Source organism: Pseudomonas sp. NPDC086278, from assembly GCF_050280905.1.
Lineage (GTDB): Bacteria > Pseudomonadota > Gammaproteobacteria > Pseudomonadales > Pseudomonadaceae > Aquipseudomonas.
Genome location: NZ_JBNNWE010000026.1, coordinates 16,386 through 31,815, shown reverse-complemented (window position 1 = coordinate 31,815; position 15,430 = coordinate 16,386). Strand labels below are relative to the sequence as shown.

General features: G+C 59.9%; 15 protein-coding genes. 12 read left to right on the top strand and 3 right to left on the bottom strand.

Annotation, left to right across the window (positions count from 1 at the left end):
* The first annotated feature begins 20 nt into the window (after positions 1-20).
* The 4 genes from folE to ACQKP4_RS10815 all read left to right on the top strand — a co-directional run bounded on the left by folE (position 21) and on the right by ACQKP4_RS10815 (position 3,680).
* A complete protein-coding gene (folE, locus tag ACQKP4_RS10830) occupies positions 21-566 on the top strand; it encodes a GTP cyclohydrolase I FolE (protein WP_010456659.1) in 546 nt (181 codons plus the stop codon).
* A gap of 101 nt (positions 567-667) precedes the next feature.
* Entirely contained in the window at positions 668-1,039 is a 372-nt protein-coding gene (locus ACQKP4_RS10825; protein ID WP_427632945.1) for a glutathione S-transferase N-terminal domain-containing protein, read from the top strand.
* Positions 1,040-1,631: 592 nt separating this feature from the next.
* Positions 1,632-2,981, top strand: a complete 1,350-nt coding sequence (locus ACQKP4_RS10820; protein ID WP_427632943.1) for an NCS2 family permease — start codon at positions 1,632-1,634, stop codon at positions 2,979-2,981.
* A gap of 72 nt (positions 2,982-3,053) precedes the next feature.
* A complete protein-coding gene (locus ACQKP4_RS10815; RefSeq protein WP_140667198.1) occupies positions 3,054-3,680 on the top strand; it encodes a LysE family translocator in 627 nt (208 codons plus the stop codon).
* 204 nt (positions 3,681-3,884) lie between these two features.
* Here ACQKP4_RS10815 and uraH read toward each other — a convergent pair whose 3' ends face one another.
* Positions 3,885-4,238 (bottom strand): hydroxyisourate hydrolase, encoded by a 354-nt coding sequence (gene uraH, locus ACQKP4_RS10810; protein WP_010456673.1) that lies wholly within the window; start codon positions 4,236-4,238, stop codon positions 3,885-3,887.
* Between the two features lie 419 nt (positions 4,239-4,657).
* Here uraH and puuE point away from each other — a divergent pair, with 419 nt between their 5' ends.
* The 7 genes from puuE to ACQKP4_RS10775 all read left to right on the top strand — a co-directional run bounded on the left by puuE (position 4,658) and on the right by ACQKP4_RS10775 (position 12,260).
* Positions 4,658-5,584, top strand: coding sequence for an allantoinase PuuE (gene puuE / locus ACQKP4_RS10805; protein WP_427632940.1), 927 nt, complete (start codon positions 4,658-4,660; stop codon positions 5,582-5,584).
* Positions 5,581-6,096 (top strand): 2-oxo-4-hydroxy-4-carboxy-5-ureidoimidazoline decarboxylase, encoded by a 516-nt coding sequence (uraD, locus tag ACQKP4_RS10800; RefSeq protein ID WP_427632938.1) that lies wholly within the window; start codon positions 5,581-5,583, stop codon positions 6,094-6,096. Before puuE ends, uraD begins: the two co-directional genes overlap by 4 nt.
* A gap of 88 nt (positions 6,097-6,184) precedes the next feature.
* The gene (gene alc / locus ACQKP4_RS10795) at positions 6,185-7,180 is read left to right on the top strand and encodes an allantoicase (RefSeq protein WP_427632936.1); all 996 of its coding nucleotides are present in this window, start codon (positions 6,185-6,187) and stop codon (positions 7,178-7,180) included.
* A gap of 124 nt (positions 7,181-7,304) precedes the next feature.
* Positions 7,305-7,808: an ureidoglycolate lyase gene (locus ACQKP4_RS10790; protein WP_427632934.1), complete on the top strand. Its 504-nt coding sequence runs from the start codon at positions 7,305-7,307 to the stop codon at positions 7,806-7,808.
* A 50-nt stretch (positions 7,809-7,858) separates the two neighbouring features.
* Positions 7,859-9,151 (top strand): urate hydroxylase PuuD, encoded by a 1,293-nt coding sequence (locus ACQKP4_RS10785; RefSeq protein WP_427632932.1) that lies wholly within the window; start codon positions 7,859-7,861, stop codon positions 9,149-9,151.
* Between the two features lie 386 nt (positions 9,152-9,537).
* On the top strand, positions 9,538-10,896 hold the full coding sequence (locus ACQKP4_RS10780; protein WP_427632931.1) for a nucleobase:cation symporter-2 family protein: 1,359 nt from the start codon (positions 9,538-9,540) through the stop codon (positions 10,894-10,896).
* A 578-nt stretch (positions 10,897-11,474) separates the two neighbouring features.
* Positions 11,475-12,260, top strand: a complete 786-nt coding sequence (locus ACQKP4_RS10775) for an outer membrane protein OmpK (protein ID WP_427632929.1) — start codon at positions 11,475-11,477, stop codon at positions 12,258-12,260.
* Between the two features lie 126 nt (positions 12,261-12,386).
* Here ACQKP4_RS10775 and ACQKP4_RS10770 read toward each other — a convergent pair whose 3' ends face one another.
* Both ACQKP4_RS10770 and ACQKP4_RS10765 read right to left on the bottom strand, forming a co-directional pair.
* A complete protein-coding gene (locus ACQKP4_RS10770) occupies positions 12,387-13,547 on the bottom strand; it encodes a patatin-like phospholipase family protein (protein WP_427632927.1) in 1,161 nt (386 codons plus the stop codon).
* Positions 13,548-13,574: 27 nt separating this feature from the next.
* A complete protein-coding gene (locus ACQKP4_RS10765) occupies positions 13,575-14,507 on the bottom strand; it encodes a lipid A biosynthesis lauroyl acyltransferase (RefSeq protein ID WP_427632925.1) in 933 nt (310 codons plus the stop codon).
* Between the two features lie 118 nt (positions 14,508-14,625).
* On the opposite strand from ACQKP4_RS10765, the gene minC reads away from it, so the two are divergent.
* Positions 14,626-15,363 carry a septum site-determining protein MinC gene (gene minC, locus ACQKP4_RS10760; RefSeq protein ID WP_427632924.1) on the top strand — a complete coding sequence of 246 codons (738 nt, stop codon included), beginning with the start codon at positions 14,626-14,628 and terminating at the stop codon, positions 15,361-15,363.
* Positions 15,364-15,430 lie beyond the last annotated feature (67 nt).

The window sequence follows — 15,430 nt, the reverse complement described above, 5'->3', positions numbered from 1 at the left end:
CCCATACGGAATAAAGCTCTGTGACATTGGAACAGAATTACACCGCGATTCTCGGCCAACTGGGCGAGGACGTTTCCCGCGAGGGCCTGCTCGACACGCCAAAGCGTGCCGCCAAAGCCATGCAGTACCTTTGCCGCGGCTACGAGCAAACACTGGAAGAAGTCACCAACGGTGCCTTGTTCAGCTCCGACAACAGCGAAATGGTCCTGGTCAAGGACATCGAGCTCTACTCGTTGTGCGAACACCACTTGCTGCCGTTCATTGGCAAGGCGCACGTCGCCTACATCCCGAGCGGCAAAGTGTTGGGCCTGTCGAAAGTCGCGCGGATCGTCGATATGTATGCGCGCCGCCTGCAGATCCAGGAAAACCTCAGCCGCCAGATCGCCGACGCGGTCCAGCAAGTCACCGGCGCCCTGGGCGTTGCGGTGGTGATCGAGGCCAAGCACATGTGCATGATGATGCGCGGTGTGGAGAAACAGAATTCGTCGATGATCACTTCGGTGATGCTGGGTGAGTTCCGCGAAAACGCGGCGACCCGCAGCGAGTTTCTCAGCCTGATCAAGTAATCCGTTACACAAAGAAACCGGCATTCATCGCCGGTTTTTTTTCGCCTGCAAAAAATCAGGTAAGCTGCGCGCCTTCCGCTTGCCCCTGTGAGGCTTCAATCGTGTTCGTAAAAGCGCTGCGTGTCGGCCTCGGCCAACTGATCATCTTCATCGACTTCATCACTCGTCCTGGCAAGAAGCAGCGCCCCGCCGCCGCTCAAGCGCAGGTTGAAGCCGCCGCCAGGGACCTGACCCTGTATCAGTTCCACGCCTGCCCGTTCTGCGTGAAAACCCGCCGCACCCTGCGCCGCTTGAACGTGCCGGTGGCGTTGCGCGATGCGAAGAACAACGAACTGGATCGCCAGACGCTGCTGGAGCAAGGCGGCAAGATCAAAGTGCCGTGCCTGCGCATTGAAGAGAATGGGCAGACTACGTGGATGTATGAATCCAAGGTGATCATTGATTACCTGGATAAGCGATTTGCGGCGGTCTGATGGATTTGCGGTGCCTTGACTGACGCCTTCGCGAGCAAGCCCGCTCCCACAGGTGATCAGTGTTGACCACAGATTGCCCTCACCACACAAAACTACTGTGGGAGCGGGCTTGCTCGCGAAGAGGCCCACCCAGACACCGCAACTTCAGACAAAAATAAACCGGCCCTCGCGCCGGTTTATTCATTTCTGCCCTCCGCATACGCGGCCAATCGCTTGAGCCCTTCGTCCAGCCGCGCCGGATCAATGTGACTGAAGTTCAGCCGCAGATGCCCTGGATGGTTGTCGGATTCTGGAAAGAACGATTCCCCCGAGCAACAGGCGGGTGTCCACAGGTGACCGAGTTCGTTGTGCTCGAATGTGGCAGCGGGCTTGCTCGCGAAGGCTCGCTTGCAAGCGATATATCCCTATCGCCAAACTTTTCGTCGACAAAACCAAAAACATTATTTGCATTCTTTGTATACAAAAGCATAATCCACTGCGTGCGAGTTTCTGACCACCCGGTCAACAAATTAGCAAATGCCTCAAAGGGCTGCTGCCACCCTCATGGGTCCGGCCCTGGAAATAAAAATAAAACTCTTGAGGAGTATTCGCTGTGGAAAGCCGCAAATCCGAAGCCCCGTCGCTGGAACTCTCGCCGCCGTTACGCAACGGCTTGCTGGAACGCCTCTTCAAACTCACCTTGCACGGCACCACGGTGAAGACCGAGCTGATCGCCGGTCTGACAACCTTCATCACCATGGCCTACATCATCTTCGTTAACCCGAACATCATGGCCGACGCCGGGATCGATCACGGCGCCGCGTTCGTCGCCACCTGCATCGCCGCCGCGCTGGGCTGCCTGCTGATGGGCCTGTACGCCAACTGGCCGGTCGGCCTGGCGCCGGGCATGGGCTTGAACGCCTTTTTCACCTACACCGTGGTCGGCACCATGGGCTACAACTGGGAAACCGCCCTCGGCGCGGTGTTTGTTTCCGGGGTGTTGTTCATGATCCTGACCTTCTCGCGTATTCGCGAATGGCTGCTCAACAGCATCCCGGTGAGCTTGCGCTTCGCCATGGGCGCTGGTGTCGGACTGTTTCTGGGGATCATCGGCCTGAAAACGGCGGGGATCATCGTTGCCAGCCCGGCCACGTTGATCAAGCTCGGCAACCTGCGTGAACCAGGTCCCCTCCTCGCCGCCATCTGCTTCCTGATGATCGCCGTGCTCAGCTACCACAAAGTGTTCGGCGCGATTCTTATCAGCATCATTACCGTGACCCTGGCGGGTTGGGGCCTGGGCCTTGTTCACTACGAAGGCATCATGTCTGCCCCGCCAAGCCTGGCGCCGACCTGGATGGCGATGAACATCGCCGGCGTATTCAACGTCAGCATGATCAGCGTGGTGCTGGCCTTCCTCTTCGTGCACATGTTCGACACGGCCGGCACCTTGATGGGCGTCGCCCAGCGCGCCAATCTGGTGAACGCCGACGGCCGGATCGAAAACCTTTCGCGCGCGATGAAAGCCGACAGTGCTTCCAGCGTATTCGGGGCGATGGTCGGTGTTCCGCCAGTCACCAGCTACGTGGAAAGTGCCGCCGGTGTCGCTGCGGGGGGTCGCACTGGTCTCACCGCCGTGACGGTCGGCGTGCTATTTATTGCGGCGATGTTCTTCGCACCGCTGGCAGGCATGATCCCCGCTTATGCCACCGCCGGCGCGCTGATTTATGTGGCGATGCTGATGATGGGCGGCATGAAGCACATCGAATGGGACGAAGCGACCGACAGCATCCCGGCGATCGTTACCGCGATCATGATGCCGCTGACCTTCTCGGTCGCTGACGGCATCGCGCTGGGCTTTATCACCTACGTGGTGTTGAAGGCTTTCACCGGTAGGCACAAGGAAATTTCCGTCAGCCTGTGGGTACTGTGCGCGATCTTCATCGCCAAGTTCATTTTCTTGTAAGCGTTACGCCGTACACGTTTCAAAACAGCCTCACCCCGTCGGGTGGGGCTTTTGCACAAATGGAGGAAAACAATGAGTCTGGAAACCTGGCTGCTGTTCAGCGGCGCTGCGCTGGTGGTCATCCTGATCCCGGGGCCCCTGTCGTTGCTGATGATCAGCAACAGTCTGAATTACGGTTTACGCCGTTCTTACCCGGCATTTCTCGGCGGGGTGATTGCTTCGATCTGCCTGCTCAGCGCTTCGGCGTTGGGTCTGGGTGCGCTGTTGCTGGCGTCGGAACAGCTGTTCAGCGCGCTGAAGATTGTCGGCGCGCTGTACCTGTTCTACCTCGCCTGGCAGAGCTGGCAGCAGTCGCGCCAGCCTTCTGTAGGCGCTGAAGTGCCCCAGGCGGCGCCAGTGCCACGCTTTCGCGCCCTGTTCGGGCGCGCGTTTGTGTTGGGCGCGAGCAACCCGAAGGACATTCTGTTCTTTGCCGCGTTTCTGCCGCAGTTTCTGAGTGCCGAACAACCCTTCCTGCCGCAGTTGCTGGTGATGATTGCAACGTGGACCGTGCTGGATCTGTTGTGCAAATTGGCCTACGGGCTCGGTGCACATGGCGCCGCGCGGTATCTGCGCAGCGGCAAGGGGCAGAGTTGGTTTAACCGGGTGAGTGCGGCGTTGTTCGGCGGTGCGGGTGCGGCGTCGTTGTTGAGCCGCTAAGAGCAAAAGCTTCGTCGGAACGCCGCCCGGAGCAAGCCCGCCCCCACATTGGAAGGCATTCCCCGGTGGAAGCGGGCTCGCTCGCGAAGGCGTCATCCGCAACACCACTTTGCTCGAGACAAAAAAAGCCCGCAGTGTGAGCGGGCGAAAGACCAAAGAAGCTATATGCGCAGTCGCTTCCCCGTGGGGCAGCTGCTTGGGGGATCAGCTGCCGCGATACGTGGAATAGCTGTACGGCGAAATCAGCAACGGCACATGGTAGTGATCCTGTTCCGCAGAAATGCCGAAACGCAGCACCACTACGTCCAGAAACGCAGGCTCCGGCAGCTGGACGCCACGAGCGCGGTAGTAATCGCCCGCATGAAACTGAACCTGATAGACCCCGGAACGGTAGTCATCGCCTTGCAACAGCGGCGCATCGACACGGCCGTCGCTGTTGGTGATCGCGCTGGCGACCAATTCCAGCTGCGAGCCTTCAACGCGGTACAACTCGACCTTGATCGAGCTGCCCGGGCAACCGTGTGCAGCGTCCAAAACGTGTGTAGTCAAACGTCCCATTGATTCTGCGCGCCTGGCTGCACAAGCAGTCAGGCCTCGCGCCTCCCGAAGTCAGTTGAAAAGGAGACCGCACCGATTCGGAGCACGAAACGCTGCGGCGAGCGACTGATTAAGACACTTTTAAAAAAAATTGTACACAATAAAAACGACATTTTTGCCGTCAATACCGTCCTTGGCCGTTTGAAAGTGAAACTGAGACTAAACCACAGGTTCAACGGGCCTTTCGTTCATTAGCTGACCAACCGGGCAGATTTCTTGCAATAGCATGGGCAGATGACAGCTCATCAAAAATGCAAAAAAACAGGCTTACAAAGTGAATATAAAGTTGTATACAATCAGCCCATCGCCGTGACGCCAGCCTGTCATCTCACCCCCAGGCCGCCACGCAAATCTGTCAACGAATAAGAAGGAAGACTGCAGTGAGCGCTGACTACCCACGCGACCTGATCGGTTACGGCAGTAACCCTCCTCACCCACACTGGCCCGGCAATGCGCGCATCGCCTTGTCCTTCGTACTCAATTACGAAGAGGGCGGCGAGCGCAATATCCTGCACGGCGATAAAGAATCCGAAGCCTTCCTGTCCGAAATGGTCTCGGCGCAGCCGCTGCAAGGCGCGCGCAACATGAGCATGGAATCCCTTTACGAGTATGGCAGCCGTGCCGGGGTGTGGCGGGTGCTGAAACTGTTCAAGGAATTCGACATTCCGCTGACCATCTTCGCCGTGGCCATGGCCGCCCAGCGTCACCCGGACGTGATCCGCGCGATGGTCGATGCCGGCCACGAGATCTGCAGTCACGGTTACCGCTGGATCGACTACCAGTACATGGACGAAGCGCAGGAACGCGAGCACATGCTCGAAGCGATCCGCGTCCTCACCGAAATCACCGGCGAGCGCCCACTGGGCTGGTACACCGGCCGCACTGGCCCGAACACCCGCCGGCTGGTCATGGAAGAAGGCGGTTTCCTCTACGACTGCGACACCTACGACGATGACCTGCCCTACTGGGAACCGAACAACCCGACCGGCAAGCCGCACCTGGTGATCCCGTACACGCTGGACACCAACGACATGCGCTTCACCCAGGTCCAGGGTTTCAACAAGGGCGACGACTTCTTCGAATACCTCAAAGACGCTTTCGACGTGTTGTACGCCGAAGGCGCCGAAGCGCCGAAGATGCTGTCTATCGGCCTGCATTGCCGCTTGATTGGCCGTCCGGCGCGTCTGGCTTCACTGAAGCGCTTTATCGAATACGCTAAAAGTCATGAACAGGTGTGGTTCAGCCGGCGCGTCGACATCGCCCGCCACTGGCACGAAACCCACCCGTACCCAGGGGCCGCCCAATGAGCACCTTTCAAACATTGAAGCCGTCGACCCTGAGCCGCGATGCGTTTGTCGCAGCCTTCGCCGACATCTACGAACATTCGCCATGGGTGGCCGAAAAGGCTTTCGACCTGGGCCAGGACGCGTCGATTGACGAGATCGAAACCCTGCACCAGCGCATGAGCGACATCCTGTTGAGCGCCGATCACACCAGCCAGCTGGCCTTGATCAACGCTCACCCGGACCTGGCCGGCAAAGCCGCCGTCCAGGGCCAACTGACCGAAGCCAGCACGAATGAACAAGCGGGCGCCGGTATTCACCAATGCTCGAGCGATGAGTTCCAGCGCTTCACCGAGCTGAACGACGCCTACAAGGCCAAGTTCAAGTTTCCCTTCATCATGGCGGTAAAAGGCAGCAACCGGCATCAGATCCTCGCGGCGTTCGAAACGCGCATTCACAACTCGGCAGATACCGAATTCAAATGCGCGCTGGCAGAGATCAACAAGATCGCCCTGTTCCGTTTACTGACCCTATAGCGAGCTTGGCCCGAGCGACACTGAACGCATACATCGCCCAGGGCCCTGCAAGCATCCCAAGCCAACTAATTAAAGGCAGACAAGAAGAATGAAAGCTTACGCCGTACCTTTCGAGAAGTTCGTCAACCTGGCCGACGCCCGCCTGGGCACCAAAATCATCTCGGTCACCGATGACTGGTTTGCAGACGCCAACCGTCTGTTCCAACCGACCCCGGCCGTTTGGAAGGAGGGCGTGTTCGATGACAACGGCAAGTGGATGGACGGCTGGGAGTCGCGCCGCAAGCGCTTTGAAGGCTACGACAGCGCCGTGATCCGCCTGGGCGTACCGGGTTCGATCAAAGGCGTGGACATCGACACTTCATTCTTCACCGGCAACTTCCCGCCTTCGGCTTCCCTGGAAGCCTGTTTCCTGGCGGAAGGCGAACCGACCGAAAACACCCAGTGGGTTGAAGTACTGTCGGCCGTCGAGCTGCAAGGCAACAGTCACCACTTCCACGAAATCAACAACGACCAGGCGTTCAGCCACCTGCGTTTCAACATCTACCCGGATGGCGGCGTAGCGCGTCTGCGCGTGTACGGTGTGCCGCACCGCGACTGGTCGGCCGTGGGTGACAACGAGCAAGTCGACCTGGCCGCAGCCCTGAACGGTGGCCGCGCCCTAGCCTGCTCCGACGAACACTTCGGTCGCATGAGCAACATCCTCAACCCCGGCCGTGGCATCAACATGGGCGACGGCTGGGAAACCGCACGTCGTCGCACGCCGGGCAATGACTGGGTCATCGTCGCGCTGGGCCATCCGGGCGAGATCGAAAAAATCATCGTCGACACCCTGCACTTCAAAGGCAACTACCCGGACACCTGCTCGATCCAGGGCGCGTTCGTCAAGGGCGGCACTGACAGCCAGATCGAAACCCAATCGCTGTTCTGGCGCGAACTGCTGCCGGCGCAGAAACTGGAAATGCATGCCGAACACACCTTCGCCGAGCAGATCAAGGCGCTGGGCCCGATCACCCACATCCGCCTCAATGTGTTCCCGGATGGTGGCGTGAGTCGCTTGCGGGTATTGGGCAAGGTCGCTAAATAAGCGGTGTGCCCTTCGCGGGCAAGCCCGCTCCCACAGGGACTGCGGTGTACACAAAACCTGTGGGAGCTGGCTTGCCAGCGATAGCAATAGAACCAACAACACAGAATTCGGATAAGAGACCCGCATGCGCACATTGACGATTGAACCGCTGACCAAAGAAGCCTTCGCGCCTTTCGGTGACGTGATCGAAACCGACGGCAGCGATCACTTCATGATCAACAACGGTTCGACCATGCGCTTTCATAAACTGGCGACGGTGCAAACCGCCACGCCAGAAGACCACGCGATCATCAGCATCTTCCGCGCCGATGCGCAGGACATGCCGTTGACTGTCAGCATGCTGGAGCGTCACCCGCTGGGCAGCCAGGCTTTCATCCCGCTGCTCGGCAACCCTTTTCTGATCGTGGTCGCGCCCCTTGGCGATGAACCTGTATCAGGCTTGGTCCGCGCCTTCGTCACCAACGGCAGGCAGGGCATCAATTACCATCGCGGCGTTTGGCACCATCCGGTGCTGACGATCGAAAAGCGGGATGACTTCCTGGTGGTTGATCGCAGTGGCACAGGCAATAACTGCGATGAGCATTTTTTCAAAGAGGATGAGCGTTTGATCCTCGCCCCCCACCAATAAGAGAAGGTCTGATCACTCGACAACAGAGTGACAGGCGAGAGGTAAAGACTGTGGAAGCACATCTGTTCGAATGGCTGAACCTTAGCGTGCGCTGGGTTCACATGATTACTGGCGTGGCCTGGATCGGTGCGTCGTTCTATTTCGTCTGGCTGGAAAACAACCTCAATCGGGTCAACCCGAAAAGCGGTCTGGCGGGCGATCTGTGGGCGATCCACGGCGGCGGTATCTATCACCTGGAAAAATACAAACTGGCTCCGCCGACCATGCCGGACAACCTGCACTGGTTCAAATGGGAAGCCTATTTCACCTGGATGTCGGGGATCGCGCTGCTGTGCGTGGTGTTCTACTCCAACCCGACGCTGTACCTGCTGGCACCGGGCAGCAGCCTGAGCGGCCCGGAAGGCGTGGCCATCGGTATCGGCTCGCTGTTCATCGGCTGGTTCGTCTACTCCTTCCTCTGCGACTCGGCCCTGGGCAAACGCCCTGCCCTGCTCGGCGGCATCCTGTTCGTGCTGATCATTGCGGCCGCTTACGGCTTCAGCAAAGTGTTCAGCGGTCGTGGTGCGTACCTGCACGTCGGCGCGATCATCGGCACGACCATGGTCGGCAACGTGTTCCGCATCATCATGCCGGCGCAACGTGCACTGGTGGCGGCGATTGCCGAGAACCGCACGCCGGACCCGGCACTGCCGGCCAAAGGCTTGCTGCGTTCGCGTCACAACAACTACTTCACCTTGCCAGTGCTGTTCATCATGATCAGCAACCACTTCCCGAGCACCTACGGCAGCCAATACAACTGGCTGATCCTGGCCGGGATCGCGGTGCTGGCGGTGTTGGTGCGTCACTACTTCAACACCCGTCATGACAGCCAAAAGTTTGCCTGGACACTGCCCGTGGCAGCGGTCGGCATGATCAGCCTGGCGTATGTGACCGGGCCTGCGCCGATGTCGACCGCCCCTGAAGTGGCCAAGGCCATCGAGTACCAACCGTTGCCGGAAACGGCCGTGGGGGGTGGCGCCAAACCCGAAGCGGCGAAGCCTGCCGCGCCTGCCGCCGCACCGGCCCAGGCGTCCAGCCAGGGCCCGGCATTCGACAAGGTGCACAGCGTGATTCAGGAACGTTGCGCGGTGTGCCACTCGGCGAAACCGACCAGCCCGTTGTTCAGCGTGGCACCGGCCGGTGTGATGTTCGATACCCCGGATCAGATCCGCCAGAACGCCCCGCGGATCCAGGCGCAAGCCGTCGCCAGCCAGATCATGCCACTGGGCAACATCACCCAGATGACCCAGCAAGAGCGTGACTTGATCGGTGCCTGGATCAACCAGGGAGCCCGGACCAACTAAGCAAGACGCCTTTGTGGCGGTTGGGCCTGTATGGCTGACGGGCTTGTGTGCTGAGACGGACTGCTGTGGTGAGAGGGCTTTCTGTGGTGAGACGGCCTGCTGTGGTGAGAGGGCCTGCTGTGGTGAGAGGGCTTTCTGTGGCGAGGGGGCTTGCCCCCGTTGGGCTGCGAAGCAGCCCTAAACTCAACAATCGCGCTCCGTCTGGAGGAACGCATTCGTTGGTTTTACGACCGCTTCGCGCTCGAACGGGGGCAAGCCCCCTCGCCACAGCGGGCCGTCTCACCACAGCAAGCTCCCTAACCAGAGCAAGCCCCTCGCCAGAGGCCCGCTCCCACAGGGTTGCCTGTTGCAAAAAATCACAAGAATAAAAAGATCCGAGGTGTTGCATGTCCGAGCTATCCGAAGCGCGCATCCCCGACGCACCCGCCATTCAGCGTTTGCCCCTTTTGCAACTGATCCTGGTCGGTCTGCAACATGTTCTGCTGATGTACGGTGGCGCCATCGCGGTGCCGCTGATCATCGGACAGGCCGCCGGCCTGAGTCGTGAAGAAATCGCCTTCCTGATCAACGCCGACCTGCTCGTGGCCGGCATCGCCACCATCGTGCAATCGCTGGGCATCGGCCCGCTGGGCATTCGCATGCCGGTGATGATGGGCGCCAGTTTTGCCGCCGTCGGCAGCATGGTCGCCATGGCCGGGATGCCGGGGATCGGCTTGCAAGGGATCTTCGGCGCGACCATCGCCGCCGGTTTCTTCGGCATGCTCATCGCGCCGTTCATGTCCAAAGTCGTGCGCTTCTTCCCGCCGCTGGTGACCGGCACGGTCATCACCTCGATCGGTTTGTCGCTGTTCCCGGTGGCCGTCAATTGGGCGGGCGGCGGTGCCGGCGCCGCTCAATTCGGCTCCCCCATTTACCTGGCCATTGCTGCACTGGTGCTGGTCAGCATTTTGTTGGTGCACCGCTTCATGCGCGGTTTCTGGGTCAACATTTCCGTGTTGATCGGCATGTGCCTGGGCTACGTCGTCTGCGGTTTGATCGGCATGGTCGACCTCAGCGGCATGGCTCAGGCGCCGTGGTTGCAGATCGTCACCCCGCTGCATTTCGGCATGCCGACGTTCGACCTCGCACCGATCCTGTCGATGTGCCTGGTGGTGGTGATCATCTTCGTCGAGTCCACCGGAATGTTCCTCGCGCTGGGCAAAATCACCGATCAGGAGGTCTGCCCACGCATGCTACGTCGCGGCTTGCTGTGTGACGCCGCCGCGTCGTTCTTCGCCGGTTTCTTCAACACCTTCACTCACTCTTCCTTTGCCCAGAACATCGGCCTGGTGCAGATGACCGGCGTGCGTTGCCGCTCGGTGACCATCGTCGCCGGCGGGTTGCTGGTGGTGTTGAGCCTGTTGCCGAAAGCGGCATTTCTGGTGGCGTCGATTCCACCTGCCGTGCTCGGCGGCGCGGCCATTGCGATGTTTGGCATGGTCGCCGCCACCGGCATCAAGATTCTTCAGGAAGCCGACATCGGTGACCGTCGCAACCAGTTGCTGGTGGCGGTGAGCATCGGCATGGGCCTGATCCCGGTGGTGCGTCCGGAATTCTTCGCCCACCTGCCACTGTGGATGAGCCCGATCACCCACAGCGGCATCGCCATGGCGACTTTAAGTGCACTGGCGTTGAACCTGCTGTTCAACATTCTTGGCGGCAAGGAACGCGCGGCCATCAACGACTGCCGCGCCCACACGCACTAGCCCGAAAAACACAAAACCCCTTGTGGGAGCGGGCTTGCTCGCGAAGGCGCTGTGTCAGAAACACATAGTTCGACTGATACGACGCTTTCGCGAGCAAGCCCGCTCCCACAGGGTCAGCAACTGCCTGCCTCAACAATAAGAACAAGTGGGAGCAACAGATGGTTTTTACCGACTCAAGCCTGTCGTTGAACAACGACCGATCAACGGCCGACAGCCGTGCCCCAAACCTGTCGTCGGTGCGCTGTTGCGGGGCACTTGAGACCTGGCCAAGGAGTCAGTATTCTCCGCGGCCGCCTGAATCCGCTTTAAAAAAAAGCCCGGATTTAATTCCTGACCAGAACGCCAACTTATCCCGGCGCTGGACGGTACCAAGGCACTCCAAATCCCCTCTCGATCGACTGTTCTTGAGCAGCCGGGCGGGAGTTTTTTGGCTTTTTGAAAGCCTTGGCTCAGCTCTTGCTAACAGCAACAAAGCTGACCGGATGGATGACTTTTTACAGCAACAAGAAAAGGCGCCACACCAGAGCGCCGACCTTAAAAAAATAACGTGGAACCACCTACTTTTTGGGAGCAACCGAATGAAACGTACGTGCACCAGCCTGATGCTCGCGGGATCGTTACTGGCCGGTGGCCAAGCCATGGCCGGCGACTTGCTGCAATGGCAGAACAACAGCCTGACCTACCTCTATGGCAAGGACTTCAAGGTCAACCCGGCCATCCAGCAAACCGTCACCTTCGAGCATGCCGACGCGTGGAAATATGGGGATAACTTCTTCTTCGTCGACAAGATTTTCTACAACGGCAAGGACGACTACACCGTCGGCCCGAACACGTACTACGGCGAATTCCAGCCACGTATTTCCCTGGGCAAAGTCCTCGATCAGAAAATCGAATTCGGCCCGATCAAAGACGTGCTACTGGCGATGACCTATGAATTCGGTGAAGGCGATACCGAGGCCTACCTGATCGGTCCAGGCTTCGACCTGGCGATCCCGGGCTTCGACTACTTCCAGCTGAATTTCTATCAGCGTCACCCCGACAACGGCCGTGCGGGCAAAAACGTCTGGCAGATCACGCCGGTGTGGTCCTACACCATTCCGGTCGGCGACTCGAGCATCCTGATCGATGGTTACATGGACTGGGTGACGGACAACGACACCAACTCCAAAGGCGACTACCACGCCAACCTCCACTTCAACCCACAGGTCAAATACGACTTGGGCAAAGCGCTGAATTTCGGCGCCAAGCAGCTGTATGTCGGTGTCGAGTACGACTACTGGAAAGACAAGTACGGGATCGACGATACCCGTGCATTCACCACCAATCAGAACGTGACGAGCTTCCTGGTCAAGTTCCACTTCTGATGAATTGATTTGGTTGGCGTCTGCGAAGACGCCTTCGCGAGCAAGCCCGCTCCCACAGTAGATCTTTGTTGCGCTGAAGATTCCCTGTGGGAGCGGGCTTGCTCGCGAATAGCCACACCGCCAATCTCAAACCTGCGGCAACCCGAGAAACCGGCACAGCTCTTCACGCTTGGCCAACGCATCGCGGCGCCCCAAGTCAATCAATTCGCTGCAATACCCCGCCTCGAACAACAAATAACTCAACACCCCCGCCCCACTCGTCTTGGTCGCCCCCGGCCCGCGCAGGAACACGCGCAACGCCGCCGGCAATTCCCGGCGATGGCGCGCCGCAATCTCATCAATCGGCTGACTCGGCGAAATCACCAGCACCTCCACCGGCGCCACGCCCAGCGCGCGGGTCGGCGTGCCGGTGGGCATCAAATGGCTGAACTGATTCAAGCGCTGGAGCAACTCGATGTCGCTTTCCAGGCTGTCGATGAACGTGCTGTTGAGCATGTGGCCGCCGATCTGCGCCAGGGTCGGCTGTTGTCCGGTGTAGGTACGCTGCAACGGCTGCTGCGGGTCGACGCCGCGCGGGTTGCCGCTGACGCCCACCACCAGCACGCGACTGGCGCCCAGGTGCAGGGCCGGGCTGATCGGTGCTGACTGGCGCACCGCGCCATCGCCAAAATATTCCTCGCCGATTTTCACCGGCGCAAACAGCAGCGGAATGGCGGAACTGGCGAGCAAGTGCTCGACGCTCAACTGCGTCGGCACGCCGATCCGCCGATGACGCAACCAGGCGTCAATGGTGCCGCCGCCCTGATAGAACGTGACGGCCTGCCCGGACTCGTAGCCGAATGCGGTGACTGCCACCGCATGCAGCTGCTTCTGGGCAATCGACTCGGCGATGCCGGCCATGTGCAATTTGTCGTAGAGCAATCCGCGCAGCGGCGAACTGTTGAGCAAGGCCACCGGCACTTGCGCGCCGATCCCCAGCAGGCTGTGGCCGACAAAACGGCTGGCCTGGCTGATCACGCCGGGCCAGTCGCTGCGCAACACCAGATGGCTGCGAAAGCCTTGCCAGAACGCGGTCAGGCGCTCGATGGCCGCGCGAAAATCCATGGCCCCGCTGGCGAGGCTGACCGCGTTGATCGCCCCGGCCGAAGTGCCGACGATCACCGGGAACGGATTGGCCGCACCCAGCGGCAACAACTCGGCAATCGCCGCCAGCACACCCACCTGATACGCCGCCCGAGCCCCACCGCCGGAAAGAATCAACCCTGTAACCGGTTCAGCAGGACTCATCGCAACACTCCAGGATGCTTAAAGGGATCAACCGCGTTTTTTGTACAACTTGGGTTCGCCCGGCGGGCGGCTCTTGAAGCGGCGATGGGCCCAGAGGTATTGCTCGGGGCATTCGCGCAAGGCACTTTCGACCCACTGGTTGATGCGGATGCAATCGGCTTCTTCGGTTTCGCCGGGAAACCCGTCGAGCGGCGCGTGAATCGTCAGCCGATAGCCGCTGCCATCCGCCAGACGCTCTTGGGTGAACGGCACCACCAACGCCTTGCCCAGCCGGGCAAATTTGCTGGTGGCGGTAACGGTCGCGGCCTGAATGCCGAACAGCGGCACGAAAATACTTTGCTTGGCGCCGTAGTCCTGATCCGGCGCGTACCAGATCGCCCGCCCGGCGCGCAGCAGCTTGAGCATGCCGCGCACGTCATCGCGCTCCACCGCCAGCGAATCGAGGTTATGCCGCTCGCGGCCACGGCGCTGGATAAAGTCGAACAGCGGATTTTTGTGCTCGCGGTACATGCCATCGATGGTGTGCTGCTGGCCGAGCAACGCCGCGCCGATTTCCAGGGTGGTGAAATGCACCGCCATCAAAATCACGCCCTTGCCATCGCGCTGGGCTTTCTTCAGATGCTCCAGGCCTTCGACGTGGGCAAGCCTGGCCAGACGCTGACGCGACCACCACCAGCTCATGGCCATTTCGAAGAAGGCGATGCCGGTGGAGGCAAAGTTTTCCTTGAGCAGGCGCTTGCGCTCGGCAGCGGACTTTTCAGGGAAACACAATTCAAGGTTGCGCTTGGCAATGCGCCGTCGGTCGCCGGCCAGGCGATACATCGCGGCGCCCAGCAGACGGCCGGTAAACAGCAACGCCGGGTACGGCAACTGAACAATCAGCCACAACAACCCCAAACCGCACCACAGCGGCCAGAAACGCGGCATGAGAAATGTTTTTCGAAAACGCGGGCGATCCATTAAAGCTTCCGGAAAGACGATGGCCGCGCATTCTACATCGTTCGACCCGGCTTGCGGCTTGCGGGCGTTCTCGTTATAAGTCTCGGCACTTTTAGTGACAAGCCGTTGTATGCCGACCATGAGCCGAACCGAACCGCAAGACCAAGATCCGGTGTTCCAGTTGAAGGGCAGCATGCTCGCCATTACGGTGCTGGAGCTGGCCCGAAACGATCTCGAGACCCTTGATCGGCAATTGGCCGCCAAGGTCGCTCAGGCGCCGAATTTCTTCAGCAACGCGCCGCTGGTGCTGGCCCTGGACAAGCTCCCGGCCAGCGAAGGCGCGGTCGATCTGCCAGGCCTGATGCGCGTGTGCCGCCAGCATGGCCTGCGCACCCTGGCGATCCGTGCCAGCCGCATCGAAGACATCGCCGCCGCCATTGCCGTCGACCTGCCCGTGCTGCCGCCGTCCGGCGCCCGTGAGCGTGCGCTCGATCCGCATGAAGGCGAAGTCAAAAAGAAACCGGAAAAACCGCCCGAGCCGACCATCAAGCCGACGAAAATCATCACCTCGCCCGTACGCGGTGGCCAGCAGATTTACGCCCAGGGTTGCGACCTGGTGGTGATCTCCTCGGTCAGCCCGGGTGCGGAACTTCTCGCCGATGGGAACATCCATGTATACGGCCCGATGCGCGGTCGTGTGCTGGCCGGCGTCAAGGGCGACACGAAGGCCAGGATCTTCTGTCAGCAAATGAGCGCTGAACTGGTCTCCATCGCAGGCCATTACAAGGTCTCCGAGGATCTGCGTCGCGACCCTTTGTGGGGTGCCGGCGTGCAAGTCAGCCTGTCAGGCGACGTGTTGAACATCATTCGGCTTTAACGGATACTGCCGCATTTTCCAAGCATCTCTAAAACGTAGCGAAAACGGCTCAAACGAAGTAGGAAAA